Below are 20465 nucleotides of genomic sequence, written 5' to 3' on the forward strand. Positions count from 1 at the left end.
CCGCCATTACGGAACCGTATCCAGCCCCAACCATCTGCAATGTGCTGACCCCCAACAATTCACACACGCTCTACCGCTGGGGCAGTCTCCAAGAACCACCCTTTATAGATGTAGCTACATTATTTTATCTACCCTCTGGCAAATCCAATTAAATTTTTTCTTTAGTCAGTATCCCTTACTTTCGTTGGTCCACACTCATTAGCTTCTTGAAAAGCACAACTTAAGTCAAAGCAATCATGCGAATTCTACTTCCCCGCGGGGCGGGTGCCTACCTGTTATTGGTAGCGTCCTTCCTTTGCGCCAACCTTCTCCATGCCCAGATTACCGGTACGGTGATCGACGCCGATACGGGTGACCCACTGATTGGAGCATCTGTATTGATCAAGGGCACCACCTCCGGAACGGTTACCGACCTGGATGGTAAATACACCATCGCCGCGGAGCCTTCCGACATTTTGGCCTTCAGCTACACCGGTTACCAGCCCCAGGAAGTCCTGGTCGGCGACGAATCGGTGATTGACGTTACCATGACCTCGGGTGAATTGCTTGAGCAGGTAGTGGTCACCGGCTATACCGCCCAAAGCAAGCGCGACATCACCGGGGCCGTGGCCACGGTAGATTCCGAGGAGCTGCTGGCCGTCCCGGCCACCACCTTTGCCCAGCAGCTGCAGGGCCGCGCCTCAGGCATCACGGTAGTGAACGACGCCACTCCGGGTGGTGAGGCTACCATCCGCATCCGCGGCTACGGCACGGTGGGCAACAACAGCCCCCTTTACGTAATCGACGGGGTGCCTACCCGGAACCAGAACAACCTGAACCCCAACGACATCGAGTCGCTGCAGGTACTCAAGGACGCTTCGGCCGCCTCGATCTACGGATCCCGGGCCGCCAACGGGGTAGTGATCATCACCACCAAGAAGGGCAAGCTGGGCAAGCCCACCATCTCCTACACCAGCTACTACGGCCTGCAGAACGCCGCCCAGGAAGTGGACGTCCTCAACGCCGAGGAACTGGGCCGCTACCTCTACCTGGCCGACCTTTACGCTGGTAAGGACCCCTCCCACGGACAGTACGATTTCGGCCCGAACGGTGAGGTGAGCATTCCGAAGTACGTCTTCCCCAGCGGCGCCGAAACCGCCAACGAGGACGAGTACTCCCTGACCCCCAGCAACATCAACGCCATCACCCGCTCCGCCGACACCTACTGGTGGGACGAGGTGACCCGCTCGAACGCCCCCATCCAGAACCACCAGATCGCCGCCACCGGAGCGACTGAATTTGCGCGCTACGCCTTCAGCATGAACTACTTCGACCAGGAGGCCATCACCCGCTTCGTTTCCTACGAGCGGATGTCGCTGCGGGCCAACACCCAGTTCTCGGCCATCAGTGACCGCCTGCGGATCGGGGAGAACTTCACCGTTTCCTTCGGCAACCGCAAGGGAGGCTACAGCAACAACAGCGAGCAGAACGCAGTATCCGGCTCCTACAAGCACCACCCCCTGCTGCCCGTCTACGACATCGCTGGCAACTTCGCCGGTAGCCGGGGCGCCAACCTGGGCAACAACTTCAACCCCTATGCCGTACTGGCGCGCGACCAGGACGACCGCAACTACAACCTGCGGGCCTTCGGTAACGTCTACGCCGAGTTCGACATCATCGACGACCTGACCTTCAAATCAAGCTTTGGTCTGGACGCCAACACCAGCCGCAGCCGCAACATCGGCCGCCCTCAGCCCGAGTACGTCGAGGGTAACTTCATCAACAGCCTGAGCATCGGTGACTCCTACGAGTACGAGTGGGTGTGGACCAACACCGTCAGCTACAGCAAGGAGCTTTCGGCCGACCACCAGGTTTCCGGTCTGGCCGGTGTAGAAGCCATCAGCGGCTTCGGAGAGTTCTCCAACGCCAGCCGCCAGCGCTTCCCCTCGGAGGACATCGCCATCATTTCCTACCTGAACCTTGGTGACCTCACCACGGCCAGCAACAGTGGCGGAACCTTCAAGGACTTCTCCCTCTTCGGCATGTTCGCCCAGGCCAACTACTCCTTCCGCGACCGCTACCTCGTGCAGGTCATCGGCCGTTACGACCAGTCTTCGCGCTTCCTCACCGCCGACAACGCGGCCTTCTTCCCCTCCGTCAGCCTCGGCTGGCGCGTCTCCGACGAGCCCTTCTTCTCGGGCCTCAACAGCGTATTCAGCGACCTGAAACTGCGCTACGGCTGGGGACAGACCGGTAACCAGGAAATTGGTGACTACAACGGTTTCACGACCTACCGCTCCAACATCTACAACGCCGGCTACCCCATCGACGGCAACCCCAGCTCCCCCGTGATCGGATTCGACGCGGCCAGTTTCGGCAACCCCCTGGCGCAGTGGGAAACGACCACCTCCAACAACCTGGGCTTCGACGCCAGCATGTTCAACAGCCGCCTCGACGTCGAGCTTGACCTGTGGACCCGCAACACCACCGATGTACTCCTGCAGGTGCCCATCACCTTCAGCGCGGGCGACGCTTCCCCCCCCGCCTTCAACGTAGGTGAGGTATCGAACCGAGGCGTTGACCTGGGCCTGAACTGGTCCGGCGGCAAGGGCGATTTCTACTACAGCATCGGCGGTAACTTCTCTACCTACCGCAACGAGGTAGTGGCCCTGAACGACCCCGACGCCCGCATCTTCGGCTACGGCTCCCGCGTACCGTCCATGACGGTCACCCAGGCCGGATTCCCGATCTCCTCCTTCTTCGGCTTCCAGACTGACGGCATCTTCCAGAGCCAGGCTGAGGCCGACGCCCACCCCGCCTACGGCAGCTACAACGCTCCCGGCAAGTTCCGCTTCGTGGACGTCAACGAGGACGGCATCATCTCCGACGCCGACCGTACCATCATCGGCAACCCCCACCCCGACTTCACCTACGGCCTGAACCTGACGCTGGGCTACGGCAACTTCGAGCTGAACGTTTTCGGCAACGGTTCCCAGGGTAACGACATCTTCAACTACACCCGCTTCTTCGCCGACTTCAACACCTTCCAGGGCAACCGCTCCCGGCGGGCACTGTACGACGCCTGGCAGCCCACCAACCCCACCGCCCCCCGCGAGCAGTGGGTAGCCGCCAACCCCGGCGCCACCTCGCCGATCATGGACGCCAACGACCAGATCAGCAGCCAGGTTTCGGACTACCTCATCGAGGACGGCAGCTTCTTCCGCATCCGGAACATCCAGCTGACCTACAGCCTGCCGACCGATATGGGCAGCCGTCTCGGACTGTCGAACGCCCAGGTATACCTCCAGGGGCAGAACATGGTCACGATCACCAACTACAACGGCCTCAACCCGGAAATTCAGTCCAACACCGACACGACGCTCGGCTTTGACGGTGGCTACATGCCCGCGGCAAGAAGCCTGATCCTTGGACTTAACGTCAGTTTCCAATAAGTCCACCCCCCTTCGTCCGGGCCTCAACCACAGTGCCCGGACCAACTATCCCACGATATAAACGCAACAATAATGAATAGCTTCCGCGTAATAATTCCGCTACTGGCGATGGCCACAGTTCTATGGAGCTGCAGCGAAGAGTTTCTTGAAAGAACGCCCCAGGGGCAAATCAGTACCGCTTCCACCCAAACCCCCGAGGGGGTTGAAAGTCTGCTCATTGGCGCCTACGCCATGGTAGACGGTACCGGACTCGACGGCCAGGCGCCCTGGAACAACGAGATCAGCAACTGGGTTTTCGGTGGCATTACCTCCGACGACGGGCTCAAGGGCACCGACGCCGGCGACCAGCCGGAGCAGTCCTTCCTTGAGCGCTACGAGTTCAACTCCTTCAACGGGCACATCCGCAACAAGTGGCGTGGCGTGTACAAGGGCGTGGCACGTACCAACGACGTGATCACCACCGCCCGCAACGTAGAAGGGCTCACCGAAGAGCGCCGCGAGCAGATCATCGCCGAGGCACGCTTCCTGCGGGGCATCTTCCACTTCGAGGCCCAGAAGATGTGGCGCTTCCCCATCTACGTAGGTGACGATGTCTACGACATCAACGACGTGGAATCCACCAAGGTCCCCAACGGCGGCAAGATCTGGGACAAGATCGAAGCCGACTTCCAGGCCGCCGCTTCGGTACTGCCCGACAACCAGGCCCAGGTAGGTCGCCCCACCAGCTACGCCGCCAAGGCGTTCCTGGCCAAGGCCAAGATGTACCAGGGTTGGGACGACAGCGGCAACGCCGTGGTATCCAAGCTGCAGGAAGCCAAGCCCCTGCTCGAAGAGATCATCAACAGCGGCCGCTACCGCCTCACCCCCCAGTTCTCCCACAACTTCCTGGTGGAAACCCGGAACAACGAGGAGTCCATCTGGGAAGTACAGTACGCCGTGAGCAGCGCTACCGGTGACGCCGCCACCCAGGGCGTCGGTCTGGCCCACCCCTACATCGCCCCCTGGGGATGCTGCGGGTTCTACCAGGCCTCCCAGAACCTCGTCAACGCCTACCGCACCAATGAAGAGGGCCTGCCCTACCTGAACTCCTTCGACTCTGAGGACGTAACCTACGAGACCGAGTACACCAAGCCGCTGGACCCCCGCCTGGACCACACGGTTGGCCGCCCCGGTATCCTGTTCAAGACCTTCCAGATCCACCAGACCGACTTCATCCGCGACCTCTCCTACGCCGGCCCCTTCTCTTCCATGAAGCACGTGGCCGAGCCCGAAGGATTCGGAGTAACCGGCTGGGGTAACCTCTCGGCTAACAACTACCGCATTATGCGCTACGGCATGATCCTGCTGTGGCTCGCTGAGGTGGAAGTGGAACTCGGCAACCTGGAGCGCGCCCGCGAACTGGTCAACATGATCCGGGAACGCGCCGGCAACGAAGAAGATTTCGTGCCCAAGGTTGTCCAGGGACAGAACAGCCGCCAGGAGTACTCCTTCGTCGACGGTGAGGTAGCCGCCAACTACAAGGTAGCAACCTACGACGACCCCTGGACCGACAAGGACATGGCCCGCCAGGCCGTCCGCTACGAAACCCGCCTGGAGTTTGCCATGGAAGGCCACCGCTTCTTCGACCTGCAGCGCTGGGGCGTTCAGTCGGAAGTACTCAACGCCTACCTGGACAGCGAAGAAGAGCACCGCGTATACCTCCGTGGCGTTACCTTCGACGCTCCCAAGAACCAGTACTTCCCCATCCCCACCGAGGCTATCGACCGCTCGATCCTCAACGGTGAGCCGACCATTACCCAGGACCCGAATTACTAGTCTTGACGAACCTACCGTTTGAATTGGGAAGGCCCGCGATGCAAGCATCGCGGGCCTTTTCTTTTGCGGGTGGCCCCTAATGGGGCGCACCCCTAGATATCGTGAGGCTCCGTCCCTGGCGCATGATTCAGGACCAGCCCGTAATGCTCTGCGCTGCTGACCTTTTCTTTGATGTCCGGACACTCGCTGGACGACTATCGTCGACACCGCGAGATCCTGTAACGATCGCTTGATTGGCACTGCGAGGGCCGTCGGCACCAGGCCGGACACAAAAAAGCCCGCGACGAATAATCGTCGCGGGCCGTGAATGCGGGTAAACAATTTATCCTTAGGCGGAGCAAGCCACGCAGTCCGGGTCATCGAGGCTGCAGGCCTGGCCTACCTGGGCGGTCTGTTCGGCGCTGAGTTCCTCGAATCCGTTAGCGGCAACGGCAGTGGCCGGGCCACTATCCTGCTTGGGCTGGGGTACGCCGCCAATCATTTTGGCGGATTCGTTGCGGTTGCCCTGTTTCACCTGTCCGTCGCCGTCGTCGCTTTGCTTGACCAGCTGGTCCTTGTCGACGGTGAACTTGATGGCGTCGCGGGCGGCCTTGGTGCGCAGGTAGTACATACCGGTCTTCAGGCCCTTCTGCCAGGCGTAGAAGTGCATGCTGGAGAGCTTGCCGAAGTTGACGTTCTCGACGAAGAGGTTCATCGACTGGCTCTGGCAGACGAAGGCGCCGCGGTCGGCGGCCATGTCGATCACGACCTTCTGGCTGATCTCCCACACCGTCTTGTAGAGGTCGCGGAGGTACTGGGGAATGTCCTCGAAGTCCTGGATGGAGCCGTTGCTCTGCATCAGGCGGTTCCGCATGCCGTTGTTCCACAGTCCGAGGCCGATCAGGTCGTGCAGCAGGTGCTTATTCACCACCACGAACTCTCCGGAGAGGGTGCGGCGGGTGTACATATTCGAGCTGTAGGGCTCGAAGCACTCGTTGTTGCCGAGGATCTGGCTGGTGCTGGCCGTAGGCATGGGGGCCACCAGCAGGCTGTTGCGCATGCCGTACTTGGCGAGGTCTTCCTTCAGGCCGGCCCAGTCCCAGCGGTCGCTCGGGGTGACGCCCCAGAGGTCGAACTGCAGCTCGCCCTTGCTGGCGGGGCTGCCGGGGTAGCTTTCGTAGTGGCCGTCGCGCTTGGCCAGCTCGATCGACTCGGTACAGGCGGCGAAGTAGATGGCCTCGAAGATGTCCTTGTTCAACTGCCGCGCCTCTTCACTGTCGAAGGGCATACGCAGCATGATGAAGGCGTCGGCCAGTCCCTGTACGCCCAGACCGATGGGCCGGTGGCGCATGTTGGAGTTGCGGGCCTCCTCGATGGGATAGTAGTTCCGGTCGATGACCTTGTTCAGGTTGCGGGTGACCACCCGGGTCACTTCCACGAGCTTGTCCAGGTCGTACTGCTTGGATTCCTCGTTGACGTACTTGGGCAGGGCCAGGCTGGCGAGGTTGCAGACGGCCACCTCGTCCGGGCTGGTGTACTCCATGATCTCGGTACAGAGGTTGGAGCTGCGGATGGTGCCGAGGTTCTGCTGGTTCGACTTCCGGTTGGCCGCGTCCTTGTAGAGGATATAGGGGGTGCCGGTTTCGATCTGGCTGTCGAGGACGGCGAACCACAGTTCCTGGGCCTTGACGACCTTGCGGGCGCGTCCTTCCTGCTCGTACTGGTGGTAGAGGGCTTCGAACTCTCCGCTGTGGGCGTCGAAGAGCCCCGGGGCCTCGTTGGGGTCGAAGAGGCTCCACTGCCCGTCTTCCTTCACCCGCTGCATGAACAGGTCGTTCACCCACAGGGCGTAGAAGAGGTCGCGGGCGCGCATCTCCTCCTTGCCGTGGTTCTTCTTGAGTTCCAGGAATTCGAAGATGTCGGCGTGCCACGGCTCCAGGTAAACGGCAAAGGCTCCCTTGCGCTTGCCGCCCCCCTGATCCACGTAGCGGGCCGTATCGTTGAACACCTTCAGCATCGGTACGATGCCGTTCGAGGTGCCGCCGGTGCCCTTGATGTAGCTGCCCGTTGCGCGGATGTTGTGGATGCTCAGGCCGATGCCGCCGGCGCTCTGGCTGATGCGGGCGCAGCGGCGCAGGGTTTCGAAGATGCCCTCGATGCTGTCGTCGGTCATGCTCAGCAGGAAGCAGGAGCTCATCTGCGGCTTGGGGGTACCCGAGTTGAACAGGGTGGGCGTGGCGTGGATGAACCACTTCTCGCTCATCAGCTGGTAGGTCTGGATGGCGCTTTCGATGTCGTCCAGGTGGATGCCGACGGCCACGCGCATGAGCATGTGCTGGGGCCGTTCCACCACGGCTCCGTCGCGGCGCATCAGGTAGCTGCGCTCCAGGGTCTTGTAGCCGAAGTAGTCGAACTCGAAGTCGCGGTCGTAGATGATGGCCGCGTCCAGGGTGGTTGCGTTGTCGCGGATCACCTGCATGGTATCGTCGCCGATGAGGCCGGCCGGGTCGCCGGTCTTGGGGTCCACGTAGTTGTAGAGCCCCTCCATGGTGGCGCTGAACGACTTGTCGGTCTCCTTGTGGAGGTTGCTGATGGCAATGCGGGCCGCCAGCTGGGCGTAGTCCGGATGGACGGTCGACATCGAGGCGGCGGTCTCCGCGGCCAGGTTGTCCAGCTCCACGGTGGTGACGCCGTCGTACAGGCCCTGGATCACCTTCTTGGAGACGGTGATGTGGTCGACGAAGTTCTCGTCCAGCCCGTAACACAGCTTCTTGATGCGGGCGGTGATCTTGTCGAAGGAGACGTCTTCGCGACGTCCGGATCTTTTTACTACTTGCATGGCATTATGATTCTTGATTCTCGATTCTTGAGACTCGATTCTTGATTTGCTACCGCACGGGGCAGGCGGCAATCTCGACTACGTCGAGGAATCGGAACCCGGGTGATTTATTGGTTAGCCTGGCATGGCTGGTGATGGTTTAGGATATGCGATTCTTGATATGCGATTTGGCTACCGCACGTCTCCGCTCCCTTCGTTCGTCACTACGATCGAACTTGCTGAGACGGAAAAGAATACTCGTATGCGTATCAATTGTTGGTTTGGTTGATGCGATCATCCAGGGTGCGAACCGTCCGGACGAAAATGCTGATGAGTTGATTGGTTTCGTCGAGGAGCTCGTCGAGACGCAGGGTCTCCAATAAGCATGACTGATCAATTATTTTCAAGTTGATATAGGTTTCACGTAATTCCTTGAGGGCGATGCTGCATTTATGCCGGAAGTCCTTGTCCGATTCCGCTCCCCTGGCTTCCCCGTAATGCAATGCCGGTGCACTGCCCGACCGCAGGATTTGTTTGCCGAAGTGCTGCCCGGAGAAGTTTTTCGGCAGGGCGTTCGCAAGTCGGACGATCCGAACGGCAAATGCAACAAGCCGGTCTTCGAGTTGGGCTGAGCGGGTATTGGGTGAAGCGGGCATGGACGCGCGGCAGCTAAATCAAAAATCGCATATCGAGAATCGAGAATCGCATATCCCTAAAAGTCTTCATCCAGCGTAAACACCTGCTTGTCGCGGTCGGAGGTCACACCAGCTTTCTGGTATTCACCGACGCGCTTTTCGAAGAAGTTGGTCTTGCCCTGCAGGTTGATCATGTCCATCCAGGGGAAAGGATTTTCCACGTTCCATACCTTGGCTTCGCCGAGTTCGACCAGCAGGCGGTCGGCGACGAACTCGATGTACTGGCACATCATGTCGGCGTTCATGCCGATGAGGTTCACGGGCAGGCTGTCGCTGACGAACTCCTTTTCGATCTCCACGGCGTCCTTGATGATCTTGGTCACCATGCCGTCTTCCAGCTTGTTGACGATGTGGTCGTTGTAGAGCAGACAGGCGAAGTCGCAGTGCATGCCTTCGTCGCGGCTGATCAGCTCGTTGGAGAAGGTCAGTCCGGGCATCAGGCCGCGCTTCTTGAGCCAGAAGATGGAGCAGAAGGAGCCGGAGAAGAAGATGCCTTCCACGGCGGCGAAGGCGATGATGCGCTCGGCGAAGCTGCCGTTGTCGATCCAGCGCAGGGCCCACTCGGCCTTCTTCTGCACGCAGGGCATGGTCTCAATGGCGTTGAAGAGGTGGTCCTTCTCGGCCGGGTCGCTGATGTAGGTGTCGATCAGCAGACTGTAGGTTTCGCTGTGGATGTTCTCCATCATGATCTGGAAGCCGTAGAAGAACTTGGCTTCCGTGTACTGCACCTCGGCCACGAAGTTCTCGGCCAGGTTCTCGTTCACGATGCCGTCCGAGGCGGCGAAAAAGGCCAGGACGTGCTTGATGAAGTAGCGCTCGTTGTCGTTGAGCTTGTTGTTCCAGTCGTTCAGGTCGGCACTCAGGTCGATCTCCTCGGCGGTCCAGAAGCAGGCCTCGTTGTCCTTGTAGTACTTCCAGATGTCGTCGTGCTGGATCGGGAACAGCACGAAGCGGTTGGGATTCTCAACCAGGATGGGCTCGGGTTTGGCGTTCATACGTAGCTATTTTTAGGCCGCCCGGATGGCTGTCCGGGCACTGCGGAAGGTTAGGTAAAGGCGTGCGGTCAACCGTTTCCCCCCGGCCGTGGCAACGGGAAAAAGGGCGGCGCAAACCGTATCGTTATGGTTTTCAGCGTACTAAGGCGGCTCCCCTATTGGATGGACGCCGCCCTAGTCTAAGTGGTATCAGCAAGTCGGAACCTGCGGGGGACAACGCAATTTGTTGTTTTCCCTCGTATAAAGCCCAAGATAGGGCGCCGGTTGGGTCCCGCGGGGGTCTATTTCTCCACAAGGTGTGGAAAACTTTTCATAAATAACTGTTATTCAGCAAGATATCATTTTATGCGAAGTTATCCACATTGTTGATAACGTTATCCACATTGTGGAAAACATGGGGTGTTTTCCACATACCGGTGGTGGAAAAGCGGTTGGGGCGCGGCCGCGGGTGCCGGGGAATGTGGAAAACGCCGGTTTGTTTGGTTTTTTCCCGTACGCTTCTGGCCGCCGCCACGGCAGCTGTGGAGAAACCACGCAGGTGCGAAGTTCTACTGTGAGGTACGACGGGGTTCTCCGTGGACCTCAGTGCCTCGGTGGTGATTGAACTACGGCCTGCGAACGTAGGGTGCTTAGCCGTAAATCCTCCATGGTACATGGTACATTGTAAATGGTAAATCCCCCCGTACCTCCATAGTAAGTCAACGACTCGGCACTCAGGGCCCAGGACCCGGCGGGAGAATTAGGTTGAGTGGTTTCGGGCGCGCTCCAACATCACACAGCGATTCCATTCACGGGGCCTAAAAGCTCCTGACCCACCGCCAGCCGAGAGGTAACCAACCATCCTGGGTACAAAGAGCCCCGCCCGGAGGATCCGGGCGGGGCTGGGGCTGAGACATTGTGGCAAGAGGACCTACCGGTCCCTACCGCTCGATCAGCAACCGACGGGTAATACCCTGCTGCCCCGTAGCGAGCCGAATGGTATACACTCCGGTGGCGAACTTCCCTTCGGGAAGCACCAGCCGAAGCTGGGCCTGACCGGCGGGGACCAATTGGTTGACTACGCTGCGGCCCATTGCGTCGAAGACCGTCACCCGGGCATCCCGATCAAGGGCCTGAAAACGAAGGTTAACCTCATCACGGGCCGGGTTCGGGTAGATTTGGAGGTCCTGCAGGTTAGTAACAGCGTCCACGGGTGCCGCCGGCGGCGGGGGAGTTGGTGCTCCCATCGACTTATTGGATCCTTTCTGCGCGTGAATGACGATACTGCCCCCACCGAGCACGGTAGTAGCGTAGCCGGTGTCATCCGCACCCATCTGGTTGTCGTAGACTACCTGACTGGTGGCCTTGTCCCAGATTTTGATTCGGAACTTGTCTTCACCACCTCCGCCGTTGACGTCTCCGTCTACGCCGGTCAGCATGAAACCGTAGTCGCCCGCGCCATTGACCTGCCCGGAGCCCTTGAACTTGGCATTTGGGCCCGCAATGGTCAGCCATTGGTAATCGGTACTCTTGAACTTGAAGTCCGCGGCGTTCAGGTGGAAGGTGGTATTACCGTCCGGAACGGACTGCCCCTTCTTGTATTTGGCGACGAAACCGAAGTTGGCTTTCCCTTCCAGGGAGGCATCACTTGCGTAGGCTCCGGCCGGTGACCAGATCCATCCACCTCCGGTTACGAAGCCGGCGCTGGGGTCGTAGATGACAACATATGTGGCACTCACAAGAACATCCTGCTCTCCACAAGCATCTGTAACGGTAACGCTAACGGTGTAGACCCCGGCAGCCGAAAACTGGTGGCTTCCACTAACGGAGTTGGTGTTTTGGTTCACCAAGCCGGTGGAGACGGTACCGTCGCCCCAGTCGATATCTGCACTGTGGCCATCCTCGTCATCCACATCCGTAAAGTTGGCCGAAATACTCACCGCTTCGCTGATGGCCACGGGATCTAGGGGTAAGGTGATTGATTGCAGCTCAGGAGCGTCGCTTTCGTCTACTACAAGGTTACAGTTGTTGTCGACTCCGTCGCAGACCTCTTCGGCGCCCGGGTTGATGGCCGGGTTAAAAGGCGCGCAATCGTTGGTATCCGCGTAGCCGTCGTTGTCGTCGTCGGGGTCACAAACGTCGCCCTCACCGTCGCCATCGTTGTCAGCCTGGTCGGTATTCGAAGCGAAGACGCAGTTGTCGTTCACGTCCAGCACGCCGTCGTTGTCGTCATCGGGATCACAAACGTCGCCCTCACCGTCGCCATCGTTGTCGGCCTGGTCGGAGTTCGAAGCGAAAACGCAGTTGTCGTTCACGTCCAGCACGCCGTCGTTGTCGTCATCGGGATCACAAACGTCGCCCTCACCGTCGCCATCGTTGTCGGCCTGGTCGGTATTCGAAGCGAAGACGCAGTTGTCGTTCACGTCCAGAATGCCGTCGTTATCGTCGTCGGGATCACAGACGTCGCCCTCACCGTCGCCGTCGTTGTCGGCCTGGTCGGAGTTGGATGCGAGGACGCAGTTGTCGTTGACGTCCAGAATGCCGTCGTTGTCGTCGTCGGGGTCGCAAACGTCGCCCAATCCATCGCCATCATTATCGGCGGAGTACGTAGTAATTCCTACTATGATATTCGATTGAGTGGCGGTGCAATTGGGTGAACCATCATCGGTAACGGTAACCTCGTAAGTACCACTAGGCAAGCCGGTGAAGGTTCCATCGGTACTGTTGACGGTAACCGGACCAACGGCAGTAAAGGTGGCATTGCCGCGTGCATCGGTAGCAGAAATAGCGATTGCTCCATCATCCGAACCGGGGCAGGTAAGGTCAGTAACGGTGGCGGGGCTGAGTCCGACGTTGCAGGGGTTGATGACTTCTATTTGAAACACCTGAGAAGGAATTCCACCGACGTTATGGTGATGGTTGATATCCTGAACTTCAATCTCTACGGAATGAAATCCAATCTCCGCAAGAGTGGGCGAACCGCTGAGGGTAGCGGTCCCGTCCCCGTTATCAACCAGGGTAAGCCAGGGCGGAATGTTTATCCCTATCAAAGCCAACTGGTCACCGTATGCGAGGTCAGGATCCGAGGCCGTAACCAGGTAGGTGTAGACGGACTCCGCTTCCGCAACCGTTACCGGAACACTGGTAAACGCGGGACTGGTGTTGACCAGCATGCTCACTTCGTGAGTGGCTACCTCGTTAAAACTGTCTTCCGCTTTGAAGATGACGTGATTATGCCCCCAATCCGCGGCCGCAGGTGTCCAGCTGAAGGTGGTACTGATCGGATTGGCCGCGGCAGTAGGAAGGGCCGGCGACAGGCTTGCCCCCCGGGTACTGAAATCGGCTCCGGAGTTTTTATCCTTAGCTTCAGTGATACTGACCAAATCAGTAGGATCGTCGTCCGACGCCTGAACGGTATAGGATATGGTCTGCCCAGGAGCTACTACCTGATGTACTGCAGTGGCCGGCGTGGGCGGGACATCGAACACCGGCCGCTGACTTACCACGATGGAAACTGAAGTAGAGGCTTGGTTACCGACGTTATCAGTTGCCGTAAAGTTGATAACATTGGTACCTAGATTGCTTAAAGTCGGAGTCCAGGAAAAAGTGCTCTGTACCGGGTTGGCCGTGACCGGCAGCCCCGGAGAGAAACTGCTTCCACTCGGTACACCCACCGCATTAAGGGTTACGGAACTGCCTGGGTCGGTATCGGTAGCGCGCACCCCAAAATTCACGGCGCTTCCAGGCCGGGCAAAGACCACGGAGCCGTTCACTGGCGTAACGGAATAATCAAAAGCTGGCGGTGTTGAGGGCTGAACAACCTTGATTAAAAAATCAACCATCGTCTTCGACTTAACATTGCCAGAGAGGTCAAGGTCTTCTACAACCGCAACCATGGCAAACAGCGTTCCGACCGATTGATTGCCCAAATTAGCGGTAACCGCCCCACTCGGGGTGATGGAAAAGCCGGAAAGGTTGACTCCGGTATACTCACCCGACTGTGGCAAACGGAATCGGCGGGAATCCCCGTCCGGATCGGCGGAAGGCAAATTGAAAGTAGCCGAACTTCCCTGGGGAACATTGACAATGGGTGGTACTGCCACCACCGGCGAATTGTTCCCCAGTTTACCCGCCGATAAGGTGACCAAACTTTGTATGAGCCAGTTCCCACTTGCGTTCGCTATCCCTCCAATGCGGCAGCAACTGCTGAAGTAAGCAGTATAATCCTGGTTACTTGGGTAGGTATGGGTGATTGTAGTCTCTCCAAAAAACCAATCCTCTGCGGGATCCACAGATGTTACCTCCAACTTAAAAGACTCCGATTGGCCGTCACCAAAGACGATGCGATCGACGTAGCCGGATGTCTGTGTTCCAACAGCCGGCGTACTGCCAAAAAAGGCACTCATCCTCCACGCCTGCTGAATTTTGAACTCTACAGTAGTCCCGCTCACATGCCGCCAACTGATGGAGCCGTACCTAAAGTGGGAAGCTTCCAGTAAGGAAGTGGTGAACAATAGGACGAAAAGAATGCCCCAAGCTGTACTCGATCGAGCCGGTCCAGAGAACCTTCGTTTCAGTGTTCCCCTCTCGGAACAAGGCGAGGAATAGTTTACATTTTCCATAGCATAACAAGAATTAAGGGTGAGAAAATAGCGGGCACGGCCCTCCGCTCCAGGCGAGGGATCCGAGCCTGCATGTGTGTGTGTTAAAAGTTGGGTGGGTTAATCAACTGATGCTATCCAGTGAAATACCTGTTCCGGTCGAATCACCGGAAATCAATCATTGCCAATGAAGAGAAATGGCGAGGTATGTATAAGGGCCCTGACTTACATAGCGCGATAAAACTGAAGGCTGACCTGAATAAAATGAAACCAACTAAACAATGGCAATCCAGGAATCATGCCGAAACAAATTCCGTTTATCTATCTATAACACTACAAACCACATGTAACCCATACAATAGATATTAATTTAATTTTCCCCGGCGAACAATAAGTCTGCATCGCGTAATTGCATCAATTTTATAAATCTTGGGGATGCCGTTTCCGGCGAGATTCGATATCCCACGTACGTCCCCTCACTAGGACTGGAAATCCGTCAACTCCCCAATACCACGGACGGAACCGATTTTGCCAAAATTTACCCTTTCCCCCTCATTATATGAATGGGCTGGAAATCCCTCAACCCGCTAGCCTACGGGCAGAGCGACTCCAGGCGCGATCCAGACGCTCACTGTGATTGTATAAATCGAGCTGGAAGAAGCGTGCGGTTCTCTCCCACGACGCCAGCGGCCCTGAAAGGGGCGCCCCCCACTAGCGAAGTCAATTCCGAGGGGACCCCGAGGAATGGGCTTCGCGGTCATAGCGCGTGACCCCCCAGCAGCCCTGAAAGGGACGCTCCCCTCTAGCGAAGTCAAGCCCTCGGGGACCCCGAGGAATGGGCTTTGCGGTCATAGCGCGTGAACCCCCAGCGGCCCTGAAAGGGACGCCCCCCACTAGCGAAGTCAATTCCGAGGGGACCCCGAGGAATGGGCTTCGCGGTCATAGCATCCCCAAAAGACTCGACCTATCTTCCCCCCATGAAGCCATTCCTCCTAGCTATCCTGCTTTTCCTCGGCCATACCGGTTGGTCGCAGGCCCCGACACCCGCGACCACCGAATACTACCCCACCCCCACCGAGTGGGCCGAACGGGAGGCACCCACCCTCGACTCTGCCGTACAATTCGCCCTCGACCACGAATACAGCGGCGCCCGCGACCTGCGCCTGGCCATCCTGGAGGGCTTCCGCCGCGAGCCCGGCCACACCCTCAGGGGGCCCACCAAGGAGCGCGGGGGGCCGGCCGGCATGATCATCAAGGACGGCTACGTGGTGGCCAGCTGGGGCGATACCGAGCGGGTGGACATGACCTTCAGCGTGACCAAAAGCTATCTGTCGACCACCGCCGGACTGGCGCTCGACGACGGGCTGATCGAATCGGTCCACGACTCCGTGAGTCGCTACGTCTGGGACGGCACCTTCCACGGCGACCACAACGGCGGCATCACCTGGGAGCACCTGCTGCAGCAGACCTCCGACTGGTCGGGGACCCTGTTCGGACTGGAAGACTGGACCGACCGCCCCGATCCCGCCGGCAGCTACGACGACTGGAAGAACCGCGAACTGCACGCCCCCGGTACCCACTACAAGTACAACGACGTAAGGGTAAACGTGCTGGCATACTCCCTGCTGCAGGTCTGGCGTCAGCCCCTGCCGCGGGTCCTCAAGGAGCGCATAATGGACCCCATTGGAGCCAGCACCACCTGGCGGTGGCACGGCTACGACGACAGCTGGGTGGACCTGGACGGACTGCGCATGCAGTCGGTCAGCGGCGGTGGCCACCACGGCGGCGGACTCTTCATCAGCACCGTTGATCACGCGCGCCTGGGACTGCTCTTCGCCCGCCGCGGCCGCTGGAACGACCAGCAGCTTATCTCCGAGCGCTGGATCGACCAGATCCGCACCCCCGCCCCGCCCAACGCCAGCTACGGCTACATGTGGTGGCTCAACGCCGGCGACCGCCGCTGGGAAGGGGTACCCGACCACGTCTACTACGCCGCCGGCTTCGGGGGCAACTTCATCGTCGTGGACGAGGAGCGCGATCTGGTGATCGTGACGCGCTGGCTCGAACCCGACCAGATCGGCGAGCTCGTCCGCCGGGTGTACCAGGCCCTGTAGCCACCACGTAAGGTGGTGATATGGTGACGGACTATATGTGTGTTACAACGGCAAAAACCCCTATCTTATAGGGCATTATGGATGGTGCTACCCCCGCCGTCCCTCCAAGTAACGACACGCTGACATGCAACGCATTATCCTCCTTGCCCTGGCCCTCTGTTTGGGGGTAGGCTCCCTCCCCGCCCAGTCGGACGACTCCTCCGGCCGCATCTATTATCACGTCACCAAGCTGAGCGACACCGACGGCAACCTCATGCAGGTGGAAAACACCCTCATGCTGCCCTATTTCCAGACGCGGGTGAATGAGGGTTCCCAGCTCTGGCACGGCTTCTACCGCCTGAAATCGCCCACCGCCGGTCAGGCTGGATTCGACTACATTTCGGTGGACGTCTACGACAAGCTGGCGGAACTCAACCTCTCCACCGCCGGGCAGAACCGCATCGTGGAGCTCACTTTCCCCCACACCTCCCCGGAACAGTTTTGGGAGCGCATCGCCGAGGTATCCGAAGTCCACAGCGAGATCACCTACGCCATCGCCGGTGCCCTCTTCCCCGCCTCCACCACCCGGGGCGAGCCCAGCGCTCCCCTGCTTTCGGTCAACTATATGCTGGTGCCCCCGGGCAAGGAAGCCGAGTACGTCAGGATGGAGAACGAGGTTTTCAAGCCCATCATGGCTCAGCACGTCCGCCGCCGCGCAATGGAAAACTGGTCGGTGTTCGAGCGGGTAATTCCCATCGGGACCGACTTCGGGGCCAATTTCGCTACCGTGGACGCTTACGCAGACTGGGACCAGGTACAGACCTACCAGGAATCCTGGGATGCAGTGGCCGCCGCCACCCACCCCGACCTCGATATGGGCGCGCAAATGGAGCATCTAAATGGGCTGCGGGAGCGCACCCGCATGGAAGTGTGGGAGCTGCTACGGGAAACCACCCCGCCGGCCACCGAGTCGATCAGCTTCCAGGTGATCCAGGAAGGCAGCGGCCCCAAGCCCATGCGCGGACAGGAAGTGACCTGGTCGGGCAAGGTGATGAACGCCCGCGGGGAAACTCTCTTCGAAACGGCCAGCCTGGGCGAAAACTGGCAGGACATCGTGGGCAGCGACCCCTCCAATACCCGCTGGAACACTGCCGTGATGATGGTGGGCGCCGGTGGCAGCGTACAAGTCACCGTGCCGGTAGAGGCCCAGAGCTTCCGCGAACGCATGGCCAACCAGGGACAGCCCCTCATCCTCAAGATCAACCTGCTGGCAGTAGGCCCACCGGCCAACTACGGCCACGAGCGACTGAAGAAAATCCTGACCGAGGAAGGAGTGGAAGCGGCCCAGGACTGGTACAAGGGACTTCAGCGGAATAACCCCCAGGAATACGTCTTCCGGGAATTCCAGATGAATGCCCTGGGCTACGACCTGCTCGAATCCGGTTTGGAAGAAGAAGCCATCTTCGTCTTTGACCTCAACGTCCAGAATTATCCCGACTCCTTCAATACCTACGACAGCCTGGCCGACGCCTACAGCAAGGTGGGGAACGACTACTACGCCCGCAAGTACTTCGAACTGGCCCTGAAGAAAAATCCCGACTCGGCCAGCACCGCGGCGAAACTGGCCGAACTGAAGTGACCTTTTTTGGTCCAACCCGGTTTCCACGGGTATGGACATCCGCTTCATCCCCCAGGAAGAAATCGACAAGCAGCTCTACAACAGCTGCGTACACTACGCCACCAACGGAAGCCTGTACGGCTACGACTGGTACCTCAACGCCACGGCCAAGGAGTGGGACCTGCTGGTGGAGGGCGACAATTACGTCTCGGCCATGCCGCTGCCCAAGCGCCGCAACTGGCTGGGGCGCACCTACCTGACCCAGCCCACCCTGGTGCCCGACCTGGCCGTCTACAGCGTCAAGCCCCTGAGCCCGAAACGCATCCAGGCCTTCTGGGACGCCATCCCCGAAAGCTACCGCGGCGGCAACCTCACCGTCGAGCCCGCCTCCGTGCCCGGTCACAGTGGCCGCTTCACCGTTACCGCCGCCCGGGGTGAGGCCCTGTTCCTGAACCAGTCCTACGAGGAGATCACCGATGCCTTCCCCCCCGGCTACTACGACCGCATGGCGCGGGCCGAGGCGGCCGACCTGCTGCCCGTGCCCGTACTGAAGCCCGAAGCCTTCGCCGAATTCTGGCTCAGCGTCCACGGTTCCGGCGGGGAGAACGAGTGGAAATTCCACGCCATGCAGCGCATCATGTACCAGATCCTGCACCGCAGCTGGGGCAACGCTACCGGCGTCCAGACCCGCGACGGCGAACTGCTGGCCGTCTCCTTCAACGCCTACAGCCACGGCCGCGTGTTCCCCCTTTTCCGGGCCGAAAGCGCCCGGGGCGCGGACGCGGGTGCCATGACCCTCCTCTACGATACCCTGTTGCGCAGCCACGCCGGCCGCAGCCTGAAAGTCGAACTCCTGCCCTGATCCGACGCTTTAGGTAAGTCCCCCGGACCATCCTTAACTTCGTGAAGCTGTGTAATTCCTTTACCTTCGCGTATTATTGTATTTTCTACACTATCCTATAAATTCAAGCTACACCTCTTATGACCGACCACCAGAATACCAAGATCGTAGCTACCGTAGGCCCGGCCTGTAACACCTACGAAGGCCTGAAGGGCCTTATCGAAGCCGGGGTCGACGTCTTCCGTCTGAACTTCAGCCACGGTACCCACGAGGATCACAAGAAAGTGGTTGACCTCATCGTGCAGCTCAACGAGGAAATGAAGACCCACGTCAGCATCCTGGCCGACCTGCAGGGGCCCAAGCTCCGCGTCGGACTCATGGAGGGCGACGGTCTCGATCTCGAAGCCGGACAGATCGTCACCTTCGTCAACGAGGAGTGCGTCGGCAACGCCGAGCGGGTGTACATGAGCTACCCCCAGTTCGCCCAAGACGTCCGCGTCGGCGAACGCGTACTGGTCGACGACGGTACCCTCGTCTTCGAGGTCACCGACACCAACGGCATCGACACCGTCAAGCTGAAGGCCCTCTACCCCGGCAAGCTGAAGTCCAACAAGGGCGTGAACCTGCCCAACACCAAGATCAGCCTGCCGAGCATCACCGAAAAGGACTTCGAGGACCTGCAGTACATCCTCACCCTGCCGGTGAACTGGATCGCGCTCAGCTTCGTGCGCCACCACTCGGACTGCAAGGAACTGCGCGCCCACATCGACCGCGCCCAGCACCCGGCCAAGATCATCGCCAAGATCGAGAAGCCCGAGGCCATCGAGAACATCGACAAGATCATCAAGCACTCCAACGCCATCATGGTAGCCCGTGGCGACCTCGGCATCGAGATGCCTATGGAGCAGCTGCCCATCATCCAGAAAGAGGTGATCCGCAAGTGCATCCAGCGCGCCCGCCCGGTGATCGTCGCTACCCAGATGATGGACTCCATGATCACCAACCCCGGCCCCACCCGCGCCGAGGTGACCGACGTGGCCAACGCCGTACTCGACGGTACCGACGCCGTCATGCTGAGCGGTGAGACCAGTGTAGGCCGCCACCCCGCCCTGGTGGTGAAGTGGATGAACAGCATCATCGAGGAAGCCGAGAAGATCTACGAGATCGGCATGCGCCGCCCGAAGTCGAACGCCCGCAGCGGCACCTTCGTCAGCGACGTCGTCAGCTCCGCCGCCACCTGGGCCGCCCAGAACGTTGGCGCCCGCGCCATCACCGGCCTGACCCGCTCGGGCTACACGGCCTTCAAGCTGTCGAGCTTCCGGCCCCACGCCAAGATCTATATCTTCAGCGACATCCCCCAGATGCTGGCTACCCTTAACCTCTGCTGGGGCGTGCGCTGCTACCACTACGACGGGTTCACCAGCACCGACCAGACCATGGAGGACATCGTCGAGATCCTGAAGGAAAACAACCACGTCCAGAGCGGCGACCACATCGTCAACACCGCCAGCATGCCCCTGGAAGGGCGTGGCCGGTTGAATACGATGAAGATCACCGTGGTCGAGTAAACCGGCAAGCACTCCCCGGCGGCCGCCCGGCC

The 20465-nt window shown here is 59.5% G+C and carries 10 protein-coding genes and 1 pseudogene; 6 read left to right on the forward strand and 5 right to left on the reverse strand.

Features of this window, described 5'->3' with window-relative positions; translation table 11 throughout:
- Window positions 1-236: 236 nt before the first annotated feature.
- Both CGL56_RS04930 and CGL56_RS04935 read left to right on the forward strand, forming a co-directional pair.
- On the forward strand, window positions 237-3431 hold the full coding sequence (locus CGL56_RS04930; RefSeq protein ID WP_099105360.1) for a SusC/RagA family TonB-linked outer membrane protein: 3195 nt from the start codon (window positions 237-239) through the stop codon (window positions 3429-3431).
- A gap of 108 nt (window positions 3432-3539) precedes the next feature.
- Window positions 3540-5246 (forward strand): RagB/SusD family nutrient uptake outer membrane protein, encoded by a 1707-nt coding sequence (locus tag CGL56_RS04935; RefSeq protein WP_209280245.1) that lies wholly within the window; start codon window positions 3540-3542, stop codon window positions 5244-5246.
- Between the two features lie 328 nt (window positions 5247-5574).
- Here CGL56_RS04935 and CGL56_RS04940 read toward each other — a convergent pair whose 3' ends face one another.
- From CGL56_RS04940 to CGL56_RS18665, 5 genes and pseudogenes are all read right to left on the reverse strand, one after another.
- Window positions 5575-8064 carry a ribonucleoside-diphosphate reductase subunit alpha gene (locus tag CGL56_RS04940; RefSeq protein WP_099105362.1) on the reverse strand — a complete coding sequence of 830 codons (2490 nt, stop codon included), beginning with the start codon at window positions 8062-8064 and terminating at the stop codon, window positions 5575-5577.
- Between the two features lie 248 nt (window positions 8065-8312).
- Window positions 8313-8699, reverse strand: a complete 387-nt coding sequence (locus CGL56_RS04945; RefSeq protein ID WP_099105363.1) for a four helix bundle protein — start codon at window positions 8697-8699, stop codon at window positions 8313-8315.
- Between the two features lie 56 nt (window positions 8700-8755).
- A complete protein-coding gene (locus tag CGL56_RS04950) occupies window positions 8756-9733 on the reverse strand; it encodes a ribonucleotide-diphosphate reductase subunit beta (RefSeq protein WP_099105364.1) in 978 nt (325 codons plus the stop codon).
- Between the two features lie 920 nt (window positions 9734-10653).
- Window positions 10654-12597: a thrombospondin type 3 repeat-containing protein gene (locus CGL56_RS18330; protein WP_222837660.1), complete on the reverse strand. Its 1944-nt coding sequence runs from the start codon at window positions 12595-12597 to the stop codon at window positions 10654-10656.
- A gap of 1266 nt (window positions 12598-13863) precedes the next feature.
- Window positions 13864-14334, reverse strand: a pseudogene (locus tag CGL56_RS18665) (hypothetical protein); the annotation flags it as partial.
- Window positions 14335-15290: 956 nt separating this feature from the next.
- On the opposite strand from CGL56_RS18665, the gene CGL56_RS04960 reads away from it, so the two are divergent.
- The 4 genes from CGL56_RS04960 to pyk all read left to right on the forward strand — a co-directional run bounded on the left by CGL56_RS04960 (window position 15291) and on the right by pyk (window position 20433).
- Window positions 15291-16427: a serine hydrolase domain-containing protein gene (locus tag CGL56_RS04960; RefSeq protein WP_099105366.1), complete on the forward strand. Its 1137-nt coding sequence runs from the start codon at window positions 15291-15293 to the stop codon at window positions 16425-16427.
- A 124-nt stretch (window positions 16428-16551) separates the two neighbouring features.
- Complete coding sequence (locus tag CGL56_RS04965) at window positions 16552-18045, forward strand: tetratricopeptide repeat protein (protein WP_099105367.1); 1494 nt, start codon at window positions 16552-16554, stop codon at window positions 18043-18045.
- Between the two features lie 31 nt (window positions 18046-18076).
- Window positions 18077-18886 carry a hypothetical protein gene (locus CGL56_RS04970; RefSeq protein WP_099105368.1) on the forward strand — a complete coding sequence of 270 codons (810 nt, stop codon included), beginning with the start codon at window positions 18077-18079 and terminating at the stop codon, window positions 18884-18886.
- A gap of 119 nt (window positions 18887-19005) precedes the next feature.
- Window positions 19006-20433: a pyruvate kinase gene (pyk, locus tag CGL56_RS04975; RefSeq protein ID WP_099105369.1), complete on the forward strand. Its 1428-nt coding sequence runs from the start codon at window positions 19006-19008 to the stop codon at window positions 20431-20433.
- Window positions 20434-20465 lie beyond the last annotated feature (32 nt).

It is taken from the genome of Neolewinella marina, assembly GCF_002631205.1.
GTDB lineage: Bacteria > Bacteroidota > Bacteroidia > Chitinophagales > Saprospiraceae > Neolewinella > Neolewinella marina.